Here is a 20,477-nt window from a genome sequence, read left to right as displayed (position 1 = left end):
ATGAGTCATCGTTGCCCGCGAAGGCTCGACGGCTCAGATATTTTTTACTCGGAACACCCCGCGACGAGCATTCGCTTGAATTGAGTCCCCACTCAGCGAACGTCGATCTCAAGATCGAACAGCAATGCGGCGGCAATTTGACTCGGTTATGTTGCTCCGTGATCAGCCGCCCGATACTGTGGAATGGAACCCGCGATCCGAAAAAGCAATCAAGAACTGAAAAACCCAAGGTGAATCATGGCCCGCATCGACTATTGCGACACATCGAAATCGAACGAGCGCACCAAGGAAATTCTCGGCAAGAACCGCAACGCCAATATCTTCCGGATGATGGCGCATTCGCCGAGCTATTTCGAACAGTACTGCCGGCTCGGCGGCGCGATCCGGCACAAGGGCGAACTCGATCCGGTGGTGCGGGAACTCGCGATCACGCGCACCGGAATCCTGTGCGAGGCGCCCTACGAGATCGTCGCGCACAAGCGCATCGGCAAGAATGTCGGCGTCACCGACGAGCAGAACGAGGCGCTGGAGAGCTGGCAGGCCGCGACCTGTTTCAGCGACGTGCAGCGCGCCGCGCTGGCCTTCGCCGACGAGATCGTCAAGCTGAAGAAGCCGACCGATGCGACCTTCAATGCCATCGCGTCAAAACTGACGCCGGCAGCATTGGTCGAGTTGCAGCTCTCGGTCGGTTTCTACATCATGACGTCGAAGTTCCTGGAAACCTTTGGCATCGACATGCAGCCGGTGACGGAAGTGGTGAGCTGATCAGGACCGCGCTCCGATGGGCAATGGATGGGATCGTTCAGCCCAAGCCTGGATCGACTCCATGGGGGAGCGGGGCGACTGGGCGCGCGAGCATGTGCTCGATCCGGTCATGCTCGGCCGCGTCGGGAAGGGTCGGTTTGAGCGCGCGCTTGATGTTGGTTGCGGTGAGGGCCGCTTTTGCCGAATGCTGAAGGCGGCCGGCGTCAACGCGACGGGGATCGATCCGACGCTGCAATTGCTGGAGACGGCGAAACGACGCGATCCATCCGGCGACTATCGGCCCGGCCGCGCCGAGCAGCTTGAATTCGATGCGGCAAGCTTCGACCTCGTGGTCAGCTATCTGACACTGGTCGACATCGCCGATTTCAGGACGGCCGTCGGCGAAATGTCCAGGGTATTGAAGCCGGGCGGCACACTGCTGATCGCAAACCTCTCCGGCTTTACCTCGGCCGGCGCGGAGCAGGGCTGGGTGACGGACGACGAGGGACGGCGCCTGCATTATCCGGTTGACCGCTATCTCGACGAATTTCCATTCTGGTTCGAGTGGGCGGATATCCGCATCGAGAATTGGCACCGGCCGCTGACCGCCTATATGGCAGCCTTCCTTGCGAACGGGCTCAACCTGACATTCTTCGCCGAGCCTGGACCGGTGTCCGGTGAGCCGTCGCGCCAGGCCAATTTTCGGCGGGCGCCGTGGTTCGTCGTGATGGAATGGCAGCGACCCGCCAACGCCTAGTTCGCCGCGGGTTCATCGCCTCTAGTCTTGCCGCGCAATCAAGGGACGCGCAACTGGCCCGCGACAAGCGGCTGCCCCCGCATCAGGAGCCGCGCGATCACGACCGTCGGGACCAGGATGGCCAGCCCCAGACTGGTGACCTGGAATTGCGAGATCGGCATGATGCCGCCGCCGGGCGTGGCGATCACGAAGCCGCCGATCACCAGCAGCACCCGTATCGGCCATTCCATCGCGCCGGCGCGACGGAGATCGCCGACGAACGCCTGATAGCCCTGAATGCCGCCGCAGATGAACAAGGTGCCGAACGCGGCCAGCGCCATCAGGCCGAGGCCCTCGAAATAGGGGCTGTTGCCTTGCAGCACCAGCGCCGGGTTCAGCACGAAGAAGAAGGGAATGAAGTAGATGATGCTGCCGACCCACATCGATTCCCATCCGGTCTTCATCGCCGGCGAACCGGCTATGCCGGCCGCGGCGAATGAGGCAATGGCCACCGGTGGGGTGATCGACGACAGCATGCCCCAGTAGAAGATGAACATGTGGACGGCCATCTTGTTGAGGCCGAGTTTTTCCAGCGCGGGCGCCACCAGGATGGCAAGGAAGATGTAGCAGGCCGTCGTCGTCAGTCCGAGACCGAGCACGAGGCTGGTGAAGGCGCACATCACGAGCAGCAGGAAGGCGTTGTCGCCGGCGATCCGCAGGAGGTCGTTGGCGAGGCTGGAGACCACGCCGGTCATCGAGAACGCGCCGATCAAAAGGCCGCAGCCGGCGAGAATGCCGACCAACTCGACGAAGGTGCGGCCATTGACCTCGAGGAACTTGTTGATCGTCGAAAACCTCCAGCGGCTTTCCCTGGAAAACAGCTGATTCAGGACCAGCAGCAGCGCAGTGGCGTAGAACGGCGCATGGCTCTCGCGCTTGAAGTACAGCAGCATGACGACCAGCAGCGCGATCACGAAGATATAGTACCAGCCATCCTTGATGGTATCCCACACCCGCGGCAGCTCGGATCGCGGAATACCCGCAAGACCGTGCCGGGCGGCGTAGGAATCCACCTGCATGAACAGGCCGATATAATACAGCGCTGCCGGAATGATCGCCGCAATCGCGACATCGGCGTAACTGACGTTGAGGAACTGCGCTATCACGAAGGCGGTCGCGCCCATCACCGGCGGCGCCAGTACGGCGCCGGTCGAGGCGCAAGCCTCGATGGCGCCGGCATAGGAGGCGCGGAAGCCGCTCTTCTTCATGACGGGAATGGTCATTGTGCCGGCGGTCAGCACGTTGGAAATGATCGAGCCGGACATCATGCCGAGCAGGCCGCTGGCGAAGATGCAGACCTTGGCGGCGCCGCCACGGAACGTGCCGCACAGCGCGAATGCCAGGTTGATGAAGAATTTGCCGGCGCCGGTCATCATCAGCGCGGTGCCGAACACCAGAAAGCCGATCACGGTGTCGGCGAACGCCTGGATCGGGATGCCGAGCAGGCTCTCGCCCGACAGCACGTGATACGAGGTCGCCTGTTCGAGGCTCGACTGGGTGCCGCGGAACGGGCCAAGCCATTTGGCGTCGGCAAACAGCGGATAGACGGTGAAGGGAAGCACGCTGAGCAGCAAGCTCCAGCCGCCGGTGCGACGCAGCGCCTCCATCAGCACGAACCACATCACCAGACCCGCGACGATCACCGGCATCGGCGCGCCGCCGAATTCCCAGCCGGCTTCCGCGGCCTTGCGCACGCTGCGCATCAGCACGACGGCGGCGCCGGAAGTCACGACAAAGAACAGGACATCATACCAGGGGATGCGATCGAGCGGCGAGCTTTCCGAGCCCGGAAAGATCAGGAAGGTGAACGGCAGCATCAGCGCGATCAGCAGATAGAAATATTCGGTGTTGAGCTGGGTGTAGCCGATGAAGAACCGCAGCGAGAATTGCTGGTTGATGCAGAGCAGGATCGTCGCCGCGGTGGCCACGATCAGCGCCCAGCGCCAGCCGCCGCTCAAGGTCCGCACCCGCGTGACTTCGGCCTCCTGCAAATTGCCGAGGCTGCCGTGGGGATCGTCGAACTCGATACGCTTGGCCGCCGGCTTTTCGGAGTCGGCGGTCGGTGATGCAGTCGACATAAGTAATCCCGTCAAATGGCCCGGCCGATCCGGCGCGGGCGTGGCAGCTGAGGCTGTCTTCGAAGCAGCGCTATTCCTCGAACCCGTTCGGCATGTTGGCCTTCTTCAGCGCCGCGGCGCGCGCCTTCATCCAGCTCGCCAGGAATTCCTTGTCGTCGGAAGGCGGGCTGGATTTGCCGAAATCCGCCCACGCCGCCGCCAGAACCGCCTGCCGCTTGAACAGCGCGTTATTGTGCGCCTCCTGGTCGTCGCTCCACTGGCCGGCTTCCTTGAGCGCCTTCACCGCGCCGGGATGAACCGGCACCACCCACTTCTTGGTCTGCCTGTCGGCTGCGAGCCCGCTCGCACCGGCGGCGGCGTCCTTGTAGACGTCGTAGCCCGTGATCATCGCCTTGGTGACGGCGTAGACCTGGTCGGGGGCTTGCGATCCGTAAACCACGAAGATTGGATACGGATAGGTTCCCATTTCGATCGGCTTTTCCTTGGAAATGCCCGCGCCGCAAGTCGCGTTATGCCGGAAGAAGAACGATCCTACCTTCTGCACCCGCTCCCAGCCGGCGCTGTCGTTGTGCGGCAGCGGCGGCCAGACCAGGCCGCGCGGCGAGGTCTCGGCTTCCTTCGCCGGGCCCGTGATCGTGGTTGCGAAGGCGGCGTCGACGTCGTTGTTGAGCAGGCCTTTCCACATCGCGCCGTAGCTCGAGAACTCGACGGACTTGACGTCGCTTTGCTTGAGACCGCCGAACGCCAGGATCGCCAGCGAGTTCTGGTTCAAGGCCGGCGAGCCGACGACGAATCCGACGCGCTTGCCCTTGAGGTCCTTGACCTCCTTAACGCCTGTGTCCTTCGCCACGCCGAGCGAGGCGCCGTTGCAGTCGACCGTGGACAGCACCAGTTGCAGGGCCTGCGGTCCCCATTCTTTGGCGCCGAATTCGAACACGCCTTCCTGCGCGAAATAGGTGCCGGAGCCCATCGCCGACGACATCGCCCGGCCGGCACGCAGCGGCGCGAGGCGCGCAACGTCATTGCCCGCGGGCAGCACCCGCAGATCGGTGCCGTATTTGTCCTTCATCATCTTGCCGACGGCGACAGCAATATTGAAACCGGCGGTGCCGGTGTCGTAGGCCGTGAACGTCATGGTCGGCGGCAGCTTGACGTCCTGGGCGCGAGCCGCGGGCAAGGTCAGCAGCGAAACACTCGTGACAACGACAGGCGTAAGTGCCATCAGGCGACGGATCATCTTCCCTCCAATATTTTCGCTGCGCGAAAAATGACTGTTTGTTGGCCGGATCATGTCATCGCCCGATGGCGATGGCAACGTCGTAGCGGTTATCGCTGAGTCCACGATCCGTCGAGCCGGACGGATTGTCGCGGAGCTCGATCGGACCGAAGTCGATGAAGCGGCCGGCAGTGCTCACGTCTCGATGACGGCGAGCACCTGACCTTCGGCGACGACGTCGTCAACGCTGACGAGAATGAGCTTGAGCTTGCCCGCTGCAGGCGAGGCGACGGGGATTTCCATCTTCATGGCTTCGACGAAGGCGATATCGTCGCCATCGCCGACGCTGCCGCCGATTTCAACGGGCAGCGCGCAAACGCGTCCGGCCACTTCGGTCACAATCTTGATTTCTGGCATTCCGTTCTCCCAGGGACGACCGTCTGTCGGACATATGCCCTCGCGAACGGCTTTTTGTTGTGGCCGCAGATTGCCTGAGGTAGCTTGATCTGCAAGTGGAATTTTATTCCGCCTGACGGAATGGAAAAAATCACATGGGAAGACGCTCGGAACGGCTCAGTAAGCAGGGAATGCTCGCCAGCGATCTGGCGGGCGAGGGCGATGTCATTCAGGTGGTGTCGCGTGCGTTCGACGTATTGCGTTGTTTCGAGGGCCACGAGGCGCGGCTCGGCAACCTGGAAATTTCCAATCGCTGCGGACTGCCGCGATCGACGGTGTCGCGGTTGACCCACACGCTGACCCGGATGGGCCAGCTGGTCTATCTGCCGCGCGACCAGAAATACCGCATCGGCCCGAGCGCGGTGGCGATGAGCACCTCGATGATGCGGGGACTGCAGCTTCGCAACCTGATCAGGCTGCGGCTGCAGGATGTCGCCGAACAATTGCCGGGCACCGTCGGCTTCGTGATTCCCGATCGCTTTCATCTCGTCTATCTCGAATATGCCCGCGCCGCCAACGCGCTCGGCCTGCACGAGAGCACCGGCAGCCGCATCGCGATCGCCTCGACCGCGGCGGGGCACGCCTACGCGGCGGCGCTCGATGCCGATGTCGGCGACGCGCTGCTCGTGGAAATGGAACGTGAGAACCCCGAAGGCGCCAAGGTGCTGCGGCCGCGGCTCGAACCCAACCGTCGCTTCCTGGGGGAGCACGGCTATGTCGTCGCCTGCGGGCTGTGGAGCCCGCATATCAACGGTCTCGCGGTGCCGATGTGGTCGCCGCAGTACCAGACCTTCGTCGTGGTGACGATCGGCCTTTTGTCCGCGATGTATGACGAGAAGCGCCTGCACAAGGAGGTTGCGCCGCAGATGCTCGATCTCGGCTTTGCGGTCGGCAGCATGCTCGAGGGCGCCGAGGGAGATATCTTCAGCAATCGGCTGGACAGAAAACCGCTTCCAGTGACGACCCATAACAATAAAATCACAAAGACGGAGGATATGAATGACCTGGAAGCCGGAACTCGACGACCTCGCCCGGCGCGAAGCGTTCGCGCGCGAGATGGGAGGCGTTGACAAGGTCAAGCGGCAGCGCGACCAGGGCCGGCTCACCGTTCGCGATCGCATCGACGGATTGGTCGATCAGAACAGCTTCCACGAAATCGGCGCGATCTCCGGTACCGCCGAATATAACGAGCGCGGCGAACTCACCGGCCTGACGCCGGCGAACTGCGTGTTCGGCCGCGGCAAGATCGATGGCCGGCCGGTGGTGGTGGTCGGCGACGATTTCACCGTGCGCGGCGGCTCCGCGGATGCTTCCATTTCCGCCAAGCCCCTGATGGCCGAGGAGATGGCGCACGATTTCCGCCTGCCGATCATCCGCGTGATCGAAGGCTCCGGCGGCGGCGGCTCGGTGAAGACCATCGAGACCAAGGGCGCGGCCAATCTGCCCGGCGGCGTCGGCGGCACCCGCTGGTACTGGTACACGATCGCGAACATGGCCCGGGTGCCGGTGGTCGGCCTCGGGCTCGGCTCGGTCGCAGGCCTCGGCGCGGCGCGGCTCGCTGCCAGCCATTATTCGGTCATGACCAAGACCTCGGCGATGTTCGTCGCCGGTCCGCCTGTCGTGAAGCGCCTCGGCCAGGATCTCACCAAGTGGGAACTCGGCGGCGCCGACATCCAGACCCGCGCCGGCGGCGTCGATCATGCCGTCGATACCGAGGAGGAAGCCTTCGCCTGCGCCAAGCGCTTTCTCTCTTATCTGCCGTCGTCGGTTTACGACCTGCCGCCGACGGTTGCCTGCGACGACGATCCGGAGCGCGCGGAAGAATCCCTGATGAAGGCGGTGCCGCGCAATCGCCGCCAGGTCTACAAGATGCGGCCGATCATCGACGCCGTCGTCGACAAGGGCTCGTTCTTCGAGATGGCGGCGAATTTCGGCCGCCCGGTCATCACCGGATTCGCCCGGCTGGACGGCCGCGCCGTGTTGCTGCTCGCCAGCGATCCGTTCCACTACGGCGGGTCATGGACGTCAGAGGCGTGCCAGAAGGTGGTGCGCTTCGTCGATCTCGCCGAAACCTTCCATCTGCCAGTGGTCTATCTGATGGATTGTCCGGGCTTCATGATCGGGCTCGAGGCCGAGAAGGCGGCGACCATCCGCCACGGCGTGCGCGCCATGGCCGCGGTCAACCAGACCACGGTGCCCTGGTGCACCATCATCGTACGCAACGCCTTCGGCGTCGCCGCCGTGGTGCATCAGCCGGCCAACCGGTTCTCGATGCGCTATGCTTGGCCGTCGGCCTATTGGGGTTCGCTGCCGCTGGAAGGCGGCATCGAGGCGGCCTATCGGGCCGACATCGACGCATCGGACGATCCCAAGGCCAAGCTGCAGGAGATCGAGGACCGTCTCAACAAGCTGCGCTCGCCGTTCCGTTCGGCGGAGAAATTCTGGGTCGAGGAGATCATCGACCCGCGCAAGACCCGTTCGCTGTTGTGCGAATTCGCCCGCCTTGCCGAGCCGCTGCGCACGCCGGGCCCGCCGAAGAATTTCACGATCAGGCCGTGATGTGAGGCGAATGGCGAGTAGCGAATGGAATTTTCCCTATTCGCTATTCGCCACTCACCATTCGCCACTTACGCCGCCACCGGCTTCACCGTCCGCGAGATCGACAGAATAATCAGCGCCGCTGTGATGCACAGCGCGCCGGCGACGAAGAAGGCCGGCAGGTAGCTCGCCAGCACCGTCCGCGACAGTCCCGCGCCGAAGGCGGCGGCGCCGGCGCCCAATTGATGGCCGGCGAAGATCCAGCCGAACACCAGATTGGCGCGCTCCGCCCCGAAGCGTTGCGCGGTCAGCCGCACCGTCGGCGGCACCGTCGCGATCCAGTCGAGGCCGTAGAACATCGCAAACAGCGACAGCCCGTAGAACGAGAAATCGGAAAACGGCAGCAGCAGCAGCGACAGCCCGCGCAGGCCGTAATACCAGAACAGCAGCCAGCGATTGTCGTAGCGGTCCGACAGCCAACCCGACGCGATGGTGCCGACGAAATCAAATATCCCCATGGCGGCGAGCAGGCCCGCGGCCTGGACCTGCGGGATGCCGAAATCGAGGCACATCGGAATCAGGTGGACCTGGACCAGGCCGTTGGTGCTGGCGCCGCAGATGAAGAAGGTGGCGAACAGGATCCAGAACACTCTCGTCTTCGCCGCATCGCGCAGGGTGCCGAGCGCCGCCGCCATGATCGGCGCGGTGTTGGGCGGCGGCGGCGGCAGCGGCTCGGTGCCTACATCGCCGAACGGCCGCAAGCCCAGGTCGCTCGGGCGGTCGCGCATCAGCAGCAACACCGCCAAGGCGGCGACGCCGAGCATGACGCAGATCAGCAGCAGCGCGATCCGCCAGCCCAGCCGCTCGGTGATGGCAGCGAGCAGCGGCAGAAACACCAGTTGTCCGGTGGCGACGCTGGCGGTGAGGATGCCAACGACAAGGCCGCGCCGCGCGGCGAACCAGCGCGTGGCGATGGTGGCGCCCAATACCAGCGCGGTCATGCCGGTGCCGAGGCCGATGACGACGCCCCACAGCAGCATCAATTGCCAGACGTCCGTCATCGCGAGCGACATCACCAGCGCGGATGCCACGATCAGCAAGGACGACAGGGTGATGTTGCGCAAACCGTAGCGGTTGAGCAATGCGGCGGCGAACGGCGCCATCAGTCCGAACAGGATGAAGCGGATCGACAGCGCCGAGGAGATCTCCGCGGTGCTCCAGCCGAATTCCTGTTGCAGCGGCACGATGAAGACGCCGGGCGCGCCGACCGTGCCGGCGCTGATCAGCGCAGTGAGGAAGGTCACGCCGACCATCATCCAGCCGTAATGAATGTTGCGGCGGGCGAGGGCGGCGGATAGCCAGTTCGAGATCATGGAATTTCCAATATGTGTCGGGCACTGATGAATTGGAGACTAGGCCAGGCCGTGCGCTGTCCCTATCCAGTCTGCGACAGAGCTATTCGGGCGAAAAATGTTTTCACATGATCTCCGGCGCAGAGGGCGGAGGGCTCTGGCGTCAGTGGACGATGCGCTCCACGGCGATGGCGGTGGCTTCGCCGCCGCCGATGCAGAGCGCGGCGACGCCGCGTTTCAGGTTCTGCGCTTCCAGCGCATGCAGCAGCGTGACGATCAGGCGGGCGCCGGTGGCGCCGATCGGATGGCCGAGCGCGCAGGCGCCGCCGTTGATGTTGAGTCTGTCGCGGGGGATGCCGAGATCGCGCTGCGCGGCCATCGCCACCACGGCAAAGGCCTCGTTGATCTCGAACAGATCGACATCGCCGGCGCTCCAGCCGAGCTTGTCGAGCAATTTCCGGATCGCCGGGATCGGCGCAGTGGTGAACCATTGCGGTTCCTGGCTGTGGGTGGCGTGGCCCTTGATCTCGGCCAGTGCCGGGAGGCCGTTGCGGTCGGCGAGCGAGCGCTTCGCGAGGATCAGCGCGGCAGCGCCGTCGGCATTGGCCGACGAGGCGGCCGGGGTAATGGTGCCACCCGCGCGGAATGCCGGCTTCAACCCGGGAATCTTGGCGGGATCGACCTTGAGCGGATGTTCGTCATTGGCGATAACGCGCGGGCCGGTCTTTTCGGTGACCGTGATCGGCGCGATCTCGGCCCTGAACGCGCCGCCTTCGACCGCCTTGCGGGCGCGGGTCAGCGTTTCCATGGCGTAGGCGTCCTGATCTCCGCGGGTGAATTGATAGGCTTCCGCCGTGGCCTCGCCGAAATCGCCCATCGAGCGGCCGGTCTCATAGGCGTCCTCCAGCCCGTCCATCATCATGTGATCGATGATGCGGTCATGGCCGGCGCGGTAACCGCCGCGCGCCTTTGCCAGCAGGTAGGGCGCGTTGGTCATACTTTCCATGCCGCCGGACAATACGATGTCGGCGGAGCCGGCATGGATGATGTCATGCGCCAACATCGTGGCCTTCATGCCGGAACCGCAGACCTTGTTGATGGTGGTCGCACCGGTCGCATCCGGCAGCTTGGCGCCGCGCGCGGCCTGCCGCGCCGGGGCCTGGCCCTGACCGGCCGGCAGCACGCAGCCCATGAGCACTTCGTCGATCCGCTCCGGCGACAATTTCGCGCGCTCCAGTGCGGCGCCGATCACGTGGGAGCCGAGCTGGTGAGCGCTGAACGGCGACAACTCGCCCATGAACCGGCCGAGCGGAGTGCGGGCGGCGGAAACGATAACGACGGGATCGGAAGCTGCGGCCATGGCGGGACTCCTCAAATTCTTTGTGCGCGAAGGCAATGCCATTTGAATTATGGTCATCATATGATGCGCCGCGGGATTTGCAACGGCGGTGCGGGATAAATTACCGTGAAGTGGCTGGCGAGGGGGATCGGCGCCCTCAGGCCGCCGGATTGGCCCGCTTATTCAAGGCCGTCGAGCGCCATCCTGATCGCGTTCCTGAACGCGGCGATGTCGCCGAGTTCATGGCCGAGCACCAGCGCCAGCCGCGTTAGAAACAGCGCCTCGCGCCCGGGGCCGGCCGAATCGATCGCCGTCGCCAGCGTCTCATAGGCGGCTTCGAAGTCTTCGGAGGGCATCGTGCTCATGGCGCTGTTCTCCCCAGACAAAGGCTCGCAGTGTGCAGGACTTCGTCGGCAGCGATGGTCTTCCAGCGCCCGGCAATGTGCAAGTCCGGACGCAGCAGATAGAGCGTTCCCGGCTGCGCATCGAACAGCCGGGCGATTTCGCCATCCGCATCGGCAATCGCTCCCGCCGTGGCCGCGGAGCCCTGGCGTTGAATCCGTAATGCAACGAAGCGCCGGTCGAGCTTGCCAAGTTGGTTGAGAAGTTCGGCCTGTTCGGCATTCGCCGCGCCGTCGCCGAACAGGATCGCGGTCAGGCCATCGCCGGCGCGATCCAGAAGATAGTTGCCGTCGGCCAGCCTGGCGTTGGGCGAGACGCTGCCGCTGACCGGTCCGGCCACAAACTCCGCATCGCGGCGGGTATAGGGTGTCAGCGGGCTTTCCGAATAGGTGTAGGGCTGCATCTGCCTGGGATTGGCGAGGCCGCGAGGAAATTCGTGCTTCAGGCTGAGCGAGAGCACCGCTTCCCGCGCCAGCCGCCAGCCGCGGGTCGGCGGGGTCATGAAACGGGTGCTCTTAGTGGCGTTGGCGAACACATCCAGCGTGGCGCCGCGCCGCTCCGGCGAGTAGCTGTCGAGCAGTGTTTCGTCCGCCTCGCCCTTGAGCACGGCTGCGAGCTTCCAGCCGAGATTGTCGGCGTCGGCCAGGCCGTTGTTGAGACCGCGCACTCCGAAGATCGGCACGATATGGGCGGCGTCGCCGATGAAGAACACCCGGCCGTGGCGGTAGTCGTCGAGACACAGTGTGTTGGCGGAATAGATGCTCCACCACTCCAGTTCCCACGGCTTGTCGTGGTCGATATCCCTGAGGATGGCGCCGACGCGGGCGCGGATGTTCTCCTCGCGCAAGGCCTCTTCCTCGCTCTCGCCTTCGCGGAGCTGGTAGTCCACCCGCCAGATATCATCGGGCTGCTTGTGGATCAGCACGGTGCCGCCGGGATTGCCGCTCGGCTCGAAAAAGGCGCGGCGCTCGGTCGGAAAGTCGTGATCCATGCGGATATCCGCGATGACATATTTGCCTTCGTAGTTCTCGCCCTTCAGGCGCAGGCCCAGCTGTGAGCGAACCGGCGAGCGCGCGCCGTCGGCGGCGAGCACGTAATCTGCATCAAGGCGGTAGTCGCCGGCGGGGGACGAAACACTGAGCGACACGCCGTCGTTGCGGCATTCGATGCCAGCGACCTCGCTCTGCCAGCGCATGTCGACGAGGTCGCAGGCTGCGACCGCGTCGTGCAGGAACTTTTCGATATATTGCTGCTGCAGATTGTACATCGGCAGGTATTTCTCGCCGGGCGGACACGGCATCTCCAGCCGGAAGATCTGCTCGCCGCGGTAGTAGCTGCGGCCGAAGCGCCAGCCCAGTGCCTTTTCGACGAAGGGTTTGACCGCCCCGATGCGCTCCAGGATATGCATGCTCGGCCGCGCGATGCAGATGGCGCGGCTGCCGTCGTTGAACGTGTCCTTGCGGTCGAGAAGCACGCTGCGGATTCCGTGTCGCACCAGCACCAGCGCCGCGGTCATGCCGATCGGGCCGGCGCCGACGATCACGACCGGATGACGCGCCGCGAGGCCGTCGAGCTCGGGGACATGCCGGGCCGGGAAGGTCGGATAGTGAAAATAGAGCGAATCGAGCGGCCCTTTGCCGGCAGGTCTCATGCGTTTCCCGTTTTGTCTTGTTCTCAGGCCGGCTGTGCGGCTTCGTTTACGATAGGCGTCCGGTGGACTACAGCTTGAAAGAGGCAGGATGGCAAGGCAGCATGCGCCGGAATGCGATCACCGCCCACCTTCGCGATTGAAAGAGACGCTTACGATGAATCAACCCGCACGCGCCGAGCAGACCGAATCCAGCGAAGTCCTGTACGACGTCGATGACGGCATTGCGGTCATCACGCTCAATGCGCCCGAGCGCATGAATACGATCTCCGGGCCGATGCTGAACGACCTCACGCGGCTCCTGATCAGGGCCAACGAGGATAGAGCGGTGCGGTGCGTCATCCTGACCGGCAACGGCCGCGCCTTCTGCGCCGGCCTCGATCTGCGCAAGGAGCGCAGCGGGGACGGGATCAGCGCGGCGTCCTCGTCGACGTCGCTCGATCTGCGCAACACCCCACCGACGGTGCTGCAAGCGATGGACAAGCCGACGATCTGCGCAGTCAATGGCGGCGCGGCCGGCTACGGCATGGACACCGCGCTCGGCTGCGACATCCGCATCATGGCGGAGTCGGCAAAGCTCGCGGCGGCCTTCGTCAAGCGCGGCGTGGTGCCGGAGTCCGGCGGCACCTGGTTCCTGCCGCGGATGATCGGCTGGGCCAAGGCTTCCGAACTGATCTTCACCGGACGCACGCTCAGCGCGCGCGAATGCCTCGATTGGGGCCTCGCCAACGAGGTGGTGCCGGACGCGGAACTGATGAGGCGGGCGCGCGCCGTGGCGCGCGAGATCGCGGCCAATGCGCCGTTGGCGGTGCAGGCCGCCAAGCGGATGATGCGAATGGGGCTCAACGAGACCTTTCCGGACCATGTGCATCACGTCTATCTGCAGCTCCTGCCGCTGTTCAAGACGCAGGACATGCACGAAGGCATCAAAGCCTTCATGGAGAAACGCGAGCCGAAATTCGAGGGCCGCTGAACGCCTACCGCTTGCGATTGATAAAACCCTGCATCAACCGCTGCGGCTCGCCGGTCAGGAAGGATTGCCCGAACACGCCGATCGAGAGATCGACGGATTCTTTCAGCGGCAGTTCTTCCCATTGCCGGAGCAGCGCCTTCTGCGCGCGCAGCGCCTCGGGGCCGCATTCCAGCAGCGCCACTACCGTCGTCTCCACCGCGGCATCAAGCCCGCCTGATGGCGCGACCACATCGATCAGTCCCCAGGCCAGCGCGGTGGGTGCGTCGATATTCTCCGCCGTCATGACCAGCCAGCGGGCGCGGCCCCAGCCGATCAGCCGCGGCAACAGCGCTGCGTGGATGACCGAGGGGATGCCGACGCGAACTTCGGGCATGCCGAAATGGGCATCGTGCGAGGCGATCCGGAAGTCGCAGGCGGCGGCGAATTCGAGCCCGCCGCCGAGGCACCAGCCCGGCATCCGCGCAATGACCGGCGCCGGAAACGCGCGCGCGGCCTCGCAGAGATCGCGCAGGCCGGTGATGAATTTCTCCGCCGAGGCCTGATCGAGCTTCGCCATTTCCTTGATGTCGGCGCCGCCGATCATGCTCTTTTCGCTTTGCCCGGCGATGACCAGCACGCGGATCTGCTTGTCGTCGGCAAGTGCCTCCAGCCCTTCGCGAACGCCGTTGATGGCCGGGGTGCCCAGGATGTTGAGCGAGCCGGCATTGCAGATGGTCAGGCGGACGACGCCGCGCGGGTCTCGGTCGACGCCGCAATGGGGATTGAGCATTTCCATGGACGGTCTCGCAGTTCGTGAAGTGCGCGGTTGGTGCCACTTCCCGGCAAAACGTCGCCTTGTCAAGTAGTGCGCCCGGCCGATCGCCGCCGGGACCGCCCACCCGTTGCGAAGCGGCGGCCGCTGCTATAATATGATGATCGTCATCTATAACCAGGGGGAGCCCATGACCGTGGCCGACAGCATTGATACGGCGGAATCCACCGACCTTTTCACGGCGGCGCGGAGGCGGGAACGGGTGGTGGACTGGCAGACGCCGGGGCCGGTGGCGAAGGCGGCCGCCGGGATGTCGGGGCTGGAGACGATGCGGGCGATCCGCGACGGCATCCTGCCGGAGCCGCCGATGGCCCGGCTGATCGATTTTCGGCTGCGCGTCGCCGAGCCCGGCTGGATCGTGATGGAACTGGAGCCGCACGAGGCGCTCGAAAACACCATCGGGTTGCTGCATGGGGCGACCGCAGCGGCCTTGCTCGACACCGCCATGGGCTGCGCGATCTCCACCATGCTGCCGGCCGGGCAGGGCGCGGTCACCCTCGACCTGAAGCTCAGCTATCTGCGGCCGCTGTCGGTCAAGTCGGGTACGATTTCCGCTGAGGGAAGGCTTATCAAGCTCGGCCGCCAGACCAGCTATGCCGAAGGCTCGGTCCGCGACGGCAGCGGCAATCTAGCAGTGCACGCGACAGCGACGTTCTCGATGGTCGGCGAAGCCTCTCGAACCAAATAAGATGCAGCATTGTTCGGCGCCAAATGCTATCAGGTGCCTTTATATGACTGCAAACATCTTATGGGACCGCCGATGCGCTATTCCAGGGAACACAAGCTCGAGACCCACGCCCGGATCGTGAAGAAAGCCTCGGTGCGGCTTCGCGAAAAGGGTGCGCACGGCATCGGCGTCGCCGACCTGATGAAAGAGGCCGGGCTGACCCATGGCGGGTTCTACGCCCACTTCGATTCCCGGGAAGCGCTGGTGATCGAGGCCTTCGGCTATGCGATGGACCGCTCGACCGAGCACTGGCGCAAGCTTGCCGCAGCGACGGCGCCGGAAAAGCGGCTGGCGGCGATCGTGGATTCCTATCTGACCTCGCTGCATCGCGACGATCCCGGCCATGGCTGCTCGCTGACAGCGCTGGGCGCGGAAATCGCCCGTGAGAGCCCGAAGGCCCGCAAGGCGTTCGCGGCCAAACTGGAGGAGATGATCGACATGCTGGCGGCGCAGCTTCCGGAACTGACGCGCAAGGCCGCGCGCAAGCAGGCGATATCAGCGCTAGCGACCATGGTGGGCACGCTGGTGCTGGCCCGCATCGCCGGCACCGGGGAGTTCTCCAATGAAATTCTGGGCGCCGGGCGCGAGGCCACGCTGGGCCGCGCGGCGCCGGCGAAGCCTGCGGCGAGGAAATCCCGGTCGAATTAGGTTGGCCGGTTGAACAGCGACCGCTCGCTCTCCACCGTCTCGTAAATGTAATCGGCGACGGCGCGAATCCGCGCCAGGTCCTTGCTGTCGGCGTGCATCAGAAGCCAGAAGGTGCGCGAGATCGAGATTTCGTCCGGCAACACCGGCCGTAGTTCGGGATGCGTGGTCGCCATGAAGTGCGGCAGCACCGCAATCCCGAATCCGGCGATGGTGGCGTTGAGCTGCGCGATCAGATTGGCGCTGCGGAATTTGGCCGAAATCTTCGGCGAGACCTGCGGCAGATAGTCCAGCTCGGGCGTGAACAGCAAGTCCTCGATGTAGCCGACGAAGCGGTGCCGGGGCAGATCGCTGCGCGTTGCGATTTCAGGGAAACGATCGAGATAGGCCGGCGCGGCATAGAGCCCGAGGCTGTAGTCGAGCAGCTTGCGCCCGACGATCCGGCCTTCCTTCGGCATCGACAGGCTGATCGCGATGTCGGCCTCGCGTTTCGACAGGCTGAACAGCCGGGCCGTGGCGACGAGTTGCAGGTCGAGATCCGGGTAGCGCTCGGTGAACCGCACCAGCCGCGAGGCCAGGAAGTGGCTGCCGAAGCCGTCGGGCGCGCCGATCCGCACGGCGCCGGTCAGGTGGGCGCGCGACCCGCCGACCGCCTCCTGGTTGGCGACGATGGTCGATTCCATCGCCTCCGCGCTGTCGGCGACGCGCTGGCCGGCTTCGGTCAAGAGGTATCCGCTCTTGCGGCGGTCGAACAGCTTTGCCGAAAGGTGGCGTTCCAGCCGGTCGACGCGCCGGATCACTGTGGCATGATCGACGCCGAGTTGTTTGGCAGCCGCGGAGACCGATCCGCCGCGCACGATGGCCAGCACGAAGCGGAAGTCATCCCAATCGATCGTGCCGCCTTGATCCTGCATTTCCGCACATCTATGGTGCAACATCTCGGACTTGAATACTACAAAATGCGGGTCCAAAGGGTCTGAAAGCGATCCAGCCGGGACCAGGGAGATCATTCAATGCGCTTAATCGGACATTTCATCGGCGGCCGCGAGGTCAAGGGCACATCGGGGCGGACGGCCGACGTTTTCGAGCCGATGACCGGTATGGTCCAGGCCAAGGTCGATCTGGCCACCAAGGCCGAGCTGCGCGCCGCCGTCGAGAACGCCAAGGCCGCGCAGCCGGAATGGGGCGCCACCAACCCGCAGCGCCGGGTTCGCGTTCTCATGAAATTCCTCGAGCTGGTGGCGCGTGACAATGATGCCCTGGCCGAATTGCTCGCCCGCGAACATGGCAAGACCCTTCCCGACGCGAAGGGCGACATTCTGCGCGGCGTCGAGGTGGTGGAGTTCGCTCTCGGCATTCCGCAATTGATGAAGGGTGAATATACCGAAGGCGCTGGCCCGGGCATTGATATCTATTCGATGCGCCAGCCTTTGGGAGTCGTCGCCGGCATTACACCGTTCAATTTTCCGGCGATGATTCCGATGTGGAAATTCGCGCCCGCGATCGCCTGCGGCAATGCCTTCATCCTGAAGCCATCGGAACGAGACCCCGGCGTGCCGATGAGGCTCGCAGAACTGATGCTGGAGGCGGGGCTCCCGCCGGGCATCCTCAACGTGGTCAACGGCGACAAGGAAGCGGTCGACGCCATCCTCGACGATCCCGACATCCGTGCCGTCGGCTTCGTCGGCTCTTCGCCGATTGCGCAGTATATCTATGAACGGGCAGCGGCGACCGGCAAGCGCGCACAATGCTTTGGCGGCGCCAAGAACCACGCCATCATCATGCCTGACGCCGACATGGATCAGACCGTGGACGCGCTGGTCGGCGCCGGATACGGCGCTGCGGGCGAGCGCTGCATGGCCGTATCGGTGGCGGTTCCCGTTGGCAAGACCACGGCCGACCGGCTGATGGAAAAGCTGATTCCGCGCGTCGAGAATCTGAAGATCGGGCCCTCGATCGATCCAACTGCCGATTTCGGTCCGCTTGTGACCAAGGAGGCACTCAATCGCGTCAGGAACTACGTCGAGATCGGCATCAAGGAGGGCGCCAAACTCGCCGTCGACGGCCGCGGCTTCAAGATGCAGGGCTATGAGAACGGCTTTTACATGGGTGGTTGTCTGTTCGACAACGTCACCAAGGACATGCGAATCTACAAGGAAGAGATTTTCGGTCCTGTGCTGTCGGTCGTGCGCGCCCATGATTACGATGAGGCGCTGAGACTGCCGTCCGAACACGACTACGGCAACGGCGTGGCGATCTTCACGCGCGATGGCGACGCCGCGCGCGACTTCGCGGCCAGGGTCAATGTCGGCATGGTCGGGATCAACGTGCCGATCCCGGTGCCGGTCGCCTACTACACCTTCGGCGGCTGGAAGCGTTCCGGTTTCGGCGATCTCAATCAATATGGCCCGGATTCCGTGCGCTTCTACACCAAGACCAAGACGGTGACTTCGCGCTGGCCGTCCGGCGTCAAGGAAGGCGCGGAGTTCTCGATTCCGACCATGAAGTAGACGCCCCGGTAGCAGATGCAGTTCGCTCTCAACGAGGACCAGATTGCGGTTCGCGATATGGCGCGGGATTTTGCCGCGGAAAAAATCGCGCCGCATGCGATCCGCTGGGACGAGGAGAAGCATTTTCCGGTCGACGTGATGCGCGAGGCCGCCGGCCTCGGCATCGGCGGCGTCTATATCCGGGACGACGTCGGCGGCTCTGACATGACGCGGTTCGACGCCGCGCTGATCTTCGAGGCGCTGGCACAGGGCTGTCCGACGGTGTCGGCCTTCATCTCGATCCACAACATGGCCTCGTGGATGATCGACGCCTATGGCAACGACGCGCAGCGCCGGAAATGGTTGCCGAAGCTCTGCACCATGGAATTGCTGGCGAGCTACTGCCTGACCGAGCCGGGCTCCGGATCGGATGCCGCGGCGCTGCGCACCCGCGCGGTGCGCGACGGCGACCATTATGTGCTGAACGGCCAGAAGCAGTTCATCTCCGGCGCCGGCAAGGGCGATCTCTATGTGGTGATGGTACGGACCGGCGGCGACGGGCCCGGCGGCATCTCGACGCTGGTGATCGAGGGCGACACGCCGGGGCTGTCGTTCGGCGCCAACGAACGCAAGATGGGCTGGAACGCGCAGCCGACCCGCGCGGTGATTTTCGAGAACGCGCGGGTGCCGGCCGAGAACCGGCTCGGCGACGAGGACATCGGTTTCAAGATCGCGATGGCCGGGCTCGATGGCGGCCGCATCAATATCGCGGCCTGTTCGCTCGGCGGCGCGCAATCGGCGCTCGACAAGTCGCTCGCCTATATGAAAGAGCGGAAAGCCTTCGGCAAACGCCTCGACGAATTCCAGGCGCTGCAGTTTCGCCTCGCCGACATGGCGACCGAACTGGAGGCGGCGCGGACCTTTGTCTGGCGCGCGGCGGCGGCGCTCGACCGCAAGGATGCGGACGCCACCATGCTGTGCGCCATGGCCAAACGCTTCGGCACCGATGTCGGCTTCGAAGTCGCCAACCAGGCGCTGCAACTGCACGGCGGTTACGGCTACCTCAGCGAATACGGCATCGAAAAGATCGTGCGCGACCTGCGCGTGCACCAGATCCTCGAAGGCACCAATGAAATCATGCGGCTGATCGTATCGCGGAAATTGATCGAGGGCGCGCGATGACGGCGGCGACTGCCGCTGCCGGGGCGCCGGAGCCCGACCTGATCGCACGGCGCGAGGGCGCCGTCGGCGTGATCCGGCTCAACCGGCCGAAGGCGATCAACGCGGTGACGCTGGAGATGTTTCGCGACGTCGACAAGGCGCTCGACCTATTCGAGGCAGATCCCGCGGTCGGCGTGATCCTGCTGGAAGGCGCCGGCGAGCGCGGCCTCTGCGCCGGCGGCGACATCCGCGCGCTCTGGGAGAGCTCGAAGGTCAAAGGCGATCTCGGCAAGATCCTGTGGCGCGAGGAGTACATTCTCAACGCCCGCATCGCCAGGTTCGCAAAACCCTATGTGTCCTTCATGGACGGCATCGTGATGGGCGGCGGCGTCGGGCTGTCCGCGCACAGCAGTCATCGCGTCGTCACCGAGCGGACCAAGCTCGCGATGCCGGAAGTCGGCCTCGGCTTCTTCCCGGATGTCGGCGGCACATGGCTGCTGGCGCGCTCGCCGGGCGAGGTCGGCACCTATTTTGGGCTCACCGGCCAGACCATGAACGGTCCCGACGCGGTATATGCCGGGTTCGCCGATGCGGTGGTGCCGTCAGGCAAACTGGCTGCCCTGCGCGAGGCGCTGACGAAGCTTCGTCCCGGCGCGACGGCGGCGGAGGTCAAGGGCGTGATCGATGGTTTCGCGAGCGGCGAGACCGCGGGGCCGGTTGCCGCGATCGAGCCGCAGATCGACCGCTGGTTTGGCTTTGATCGGATGCAGGATATCGTCGCCGCGCTGCAGGCGGATAGCTCGGAACTGGCGCAATCGACGCTGAAGACATTGAACGAGAAGTCGCCGCGCGGCATGGTGGTGGCGCTGAAACTGCTGCGGCTGGCGCGGACGGCGTCCTCGCTGGAACAATGCCTGGTGCGGGAATATCGCGCCGCGCTGGAAGTATTCGCCAGCGACGATTTTCGCGAAGGCGTGCGCGCCGCGGTGATCGACAAGGACCGTAGCCCGAAATGGTCGCCGGCTCGGATCGATGACGTGACGCCCGAAATGGTGGCGCCTTACTTCGCCGAGATCGGCGCCGACGAACTCAAGCTTTAGCC

19 protein-coding genes are annotated in these 20,477 nt (G+C 64.6%); 10 read left to right on the top strand and 9 right to left on the bottom strand.

Annotated features, from left to right (window positions below; genetic code table 11):
• The first annotated feature begins 237 nt into the window (after nt 1–237).
• Both KMZ29_RS17200 and KMZ29_RS17195 read left to right on the top strand, forming a co-directional pair.
• Nucleotides 238–765, top strand: coding sequence for a carboxymuconolactone decarboxylase family protein (locus KMZ29_RS17200; RefSeq protein ID WP_215620344.1), 528 nt, complete (start codon nt 238–240; stop codon nt 763–765).
• A 61-nt stretch (nt 766–826) separates the two neighbouring features.
• Nucleotides 827–1,501 (top strand): class I SAM-dependent methyltransferase, encoded by a 675-nt coding sequence (locus tag KMZ29_RS17195; protein WP_249779718.1) that lies wholly within the window; start codon nt 827–829, stop codon nt 1,499–1,501.
• Nucleotides 1,502–1,539: 38 nt separating this feature from the next.
• Here KMZ29_RS17195 and KMZ29_RS17190 read toward each other — a convergent pair whose 3' ends face one another.
• The 3 genes from KMZ29_RS17190 to KMZ29_RS17180 all read right to left on the bottom strand — a co-directional run bounded on the left by KMZ29_RS17190 (nt 1,540) and on the right by KMZ29_RS17180 (nt 5,251).
• On the bottom strand, nt 1,540–3,618 hold the full coding sequence (locus tag KMZ29_RS17190; protein ID WP_215620342.1) for a TRAP transporter permease: 2,079 nt from the start codon (nt 3,616–3,618) through the stop codon (nt 1,540–1,542).
• 70 nt (nt 3,619–3,688) lie between these two features.
• Nucleotides 3,689–4,855 carry a TAXI family TRAP transporter solute-binding subunit gene (locus KMZ29_RS17185; protein ID WP_215620341.1) on the bottom strand — a complete coding sequence of 389 codons (1,167 nt, stop codon included), beginning with the start codon at nt 4,853–4,855 and terminating at the stop codon, nt 3,689–3,691.
• A 174-nt stretch (nt 4,856–5,029) separates the two neighbouring features.
• Nucleotides 5,030–5,251 carry an acyl-CoA carboxylase biotin carboxyl carrier protein subunit gene (locus KMZ29_RS17180; RefSeq protein WP_215602371.1) on the bottom strand — a complete coding sequence of 74 codons (222 nt, stop codon included), beginning with the start codon at nt 5,249–5,251 and terminating at the stop codon, nt 5,030–5,032.
• Nucleotides 5,252–5,385: 134 nt separating this feature from the next.
• On the opposite strand from KMZ29_RS17180, the gene KMZ29_RS17175 reads away from it, so the two are divergent.
• Nucleotides 5,386–6,360, top strand: coding sequence for an IclR family transcriptional regulator (locus KMZ29_RS17175; protein ID WP_215620340.1), 975 nt, complete (start codon nt 5,386–5,388; stop codon nt 6,358–6,360).
• On the top strand, nt 6,290–7,849 hold the full coding sequence (locus tag KMZ29_RS17170; protein ID WP_215620339.1) for an acyl-CoA carboxylase subunit beta: 1,560 nt from the start codon (nt 6,290–6,292) through the stop codon (nt 7,847–7,849). Before KMZ29_RS17175 ends, KMZ29_RS17170 begins: the two co-directional genes overlap by 71 nt.
• Before the next feature lie 68 nt (nt 7,850–7,917).
• Here KMZ29_RS17170 and KMZ29_RS17165 read toward each other — a convergent pair whose 3' ends face one another.
• The 4 genes from KMZ29_RS17165 to KMZ29_RS17150 all read right to left on the bottom strand — a co-directional run bounded on the left by KMZ29_RS17165 (nt 7,918) and on the right by KMZ29_RS17150 (nt 12,572).
• Nucleotides 7,918–9,201 (bottom strand): MFS transporter, encoded by a 1,284-nt coding sequence (locus KMZ29_RS17165; RefSeq protein WP_215620338.1) that lies wholly within the window; start codon nt 9,199–9,201, stop codon nt 7,918–7,920.
• Nucleotides 9,202–9,343: 142 nt separating this feature from the next.
• Nucleotides 9,344–10,540, bottom strand: coding sequence for an acetyl-CoA C-acyltransferase (locus KMZ29_RS17160; RefSeq protein ID WP_215620337.1), 1,197 nt, complete (start codon nt 10,538–10,540; stop codon nt 9,344–9,346).
• Between the two features lie 158 nt (nt 10,541–10,698).
• A complete protein-coding gene (locus tag KMZ29_RS17155; protein ID WP_215620336.1) occupies nt 10,699–10,884 on the bottom strand; it encodes a hypothetical protein in 186 nt (61 codons plus the stop codon).
• The gene (locus tag KMZ29_RS17150; protein WP_215620335.1) at nt 10,881–12,572 is read right to left on the bottom strand and encodes an FAD-dependent monooxygenase; all 1,692 of its coding nucleotides are present in this window, start codon (nt 12,570–12,572) and stop codon (nt 10,881–10,883) included. The genes KMZ29_RS17155 and KMZ29_RS17150 overlap by 4 nt, the downstream gene beginning before the upstream one ends.
• A 154-nt stretch (nt 12,573–12,726) precedes the next feature.
• On the opposite strand from KMZ29_RS17150, the gene KMZ29_RS17145 reads away from it, so the two are divergent.
• Nucleotides 12,727–13,542, top strand: a complete 816-nt coding sequence (locus KMZ29_RS17145) for an enoyl-CoA hydratase/isomerase family protein (protein ID WP_215620334.1) — start codon at nt 12,727–12,729, stop codon at nt 13,540–13,542.
• A gap of 4 nt (nt 13,543–13,546) precedes the next feature.
• Here KMZ29_RS17145 and KMZ29_RS17140 read toward each other — a convergent pair whose 3' ends face one another.
• The gene (locus KMZ29_RS17140) at nt 13,547–14,317 is read right to left on the bottom strand and encodes an enoyl-CoA hydratase (protein WP_215620333.1); all 771 of its coding nucleotides are present in this window, start codon (nt 14,315–14,317) and stop codon (nt 13,547–13,549) included.
• Nucleotides 14,318–14,453: 136 nt separating this feature from the next.
• Between KMZ29_RS17140 and KMZ29_RS17135 the strand changes: the two genes are divergently transcribed.
• Complete coding sequence (locus KMZ29_RS17135; RefSeq protein ID WP_369810135.1) at nt 14,454–15,041, top strand: PaaI family thioesterase; 588 nt, start codon at nt 14,454–14,456, stop codon at nt 15,039–15,041.
• A gap of 72 nt (nt 15,042–15,113) precedes the next feature.
• Complete coding sequence (locus KMZ29_RS17130; RefSeq protein ID WP_215620332.1) at nt 15,114–15,728, top strand: TetR/AcrR family transcriptional regulator; 615 nt, start codon at nt 15,114–15,116, stop codon at nt 15,726–15,728.
• Here the strand turns inward: KMZ29_RS17130 and KMZ29_RS17125 are convergent.
• Entirely contained in the window at nt 15,725–16,639 is a 915-nt protein-coding gene (locus tag KMZ29_RS17125) for a LysR family transcriptional regulator (RefSeq protein WP_215624315.1), read from the bottom strand. The two genes, KMZ29_RS17130 and KMZ29_RS17125, sit on opposite strands and share 4 nt — an antisense overlap.
• 99 nt (nt 16,640–16,738) lie before the next feature.
• Between KMZ29_RS17125 and KMZ29_RS17120 the strand changes: the two genes are divergently transcribed.
• Genes KMZ29_RS17120 through KMZ29_RS17110 form a run of 3 tightly spaced genes read left to right on the top strand, consistent with a single transcriptional unit; the run spans nt 16,739 to nt 20,475 of the window.
• Nucleotides 16,739–18,235, top strand: a complete 1,497-nt coding sequence (locus KMZ29_RS17120) for a CoA-acylating methylmalonate-semialdehyde dehydrogenase (RefSeq protein WP_215620331.1) — start codon at nt 16,739–16,741, stop codon at nt 18,233–18,235.
• 15 nt (nt 18,236–18,250) lie between these two features.
• Nucleotides 18,251–19,396, top strand: a complete 1,146-nt coding sequence (locus KMZ29_RS17115) for an isobutyryl-CoA dehydrogenase (protein ID WP_215620330.1) — start codon at nt 18,251–18,253, stop codon at nt 19,394–19,396.
• Complete coding sequence (locus KMZ29_RS17110) at nt 19,393–20,475, top strand: enoyl-CoA hydratase/isomerase family protein (protein ID WP_215620329.1); 1,083 nt, start codon at nt 19,393–19,395, stop codon at nt 20,473–20,475. The genes KMZ29_RS17115 and KMZ29_RS17110 overlap by 4 nt, the downstream gene beginning before the upstream one ends.
• Nucleotides 20,476–20,477: the final 2 nt, after the last annotated feature.

This window comes from Bradyrhizobium sediminis, assembly GCF_018736085.1.
Taxonomy (GTDB): Bacteria; Pseudomonadota; Alphaproteobacteria; order Rhizobiales; family Xanthobacteraceae; genus Bradyrhizobium; species Bradyrhizobium sediminis.
The sequence above is the reverse complement of the archived record's forward strand: the minus strand, read 5'-3'. Positions and strand labels throughout refer to the sequence as shown.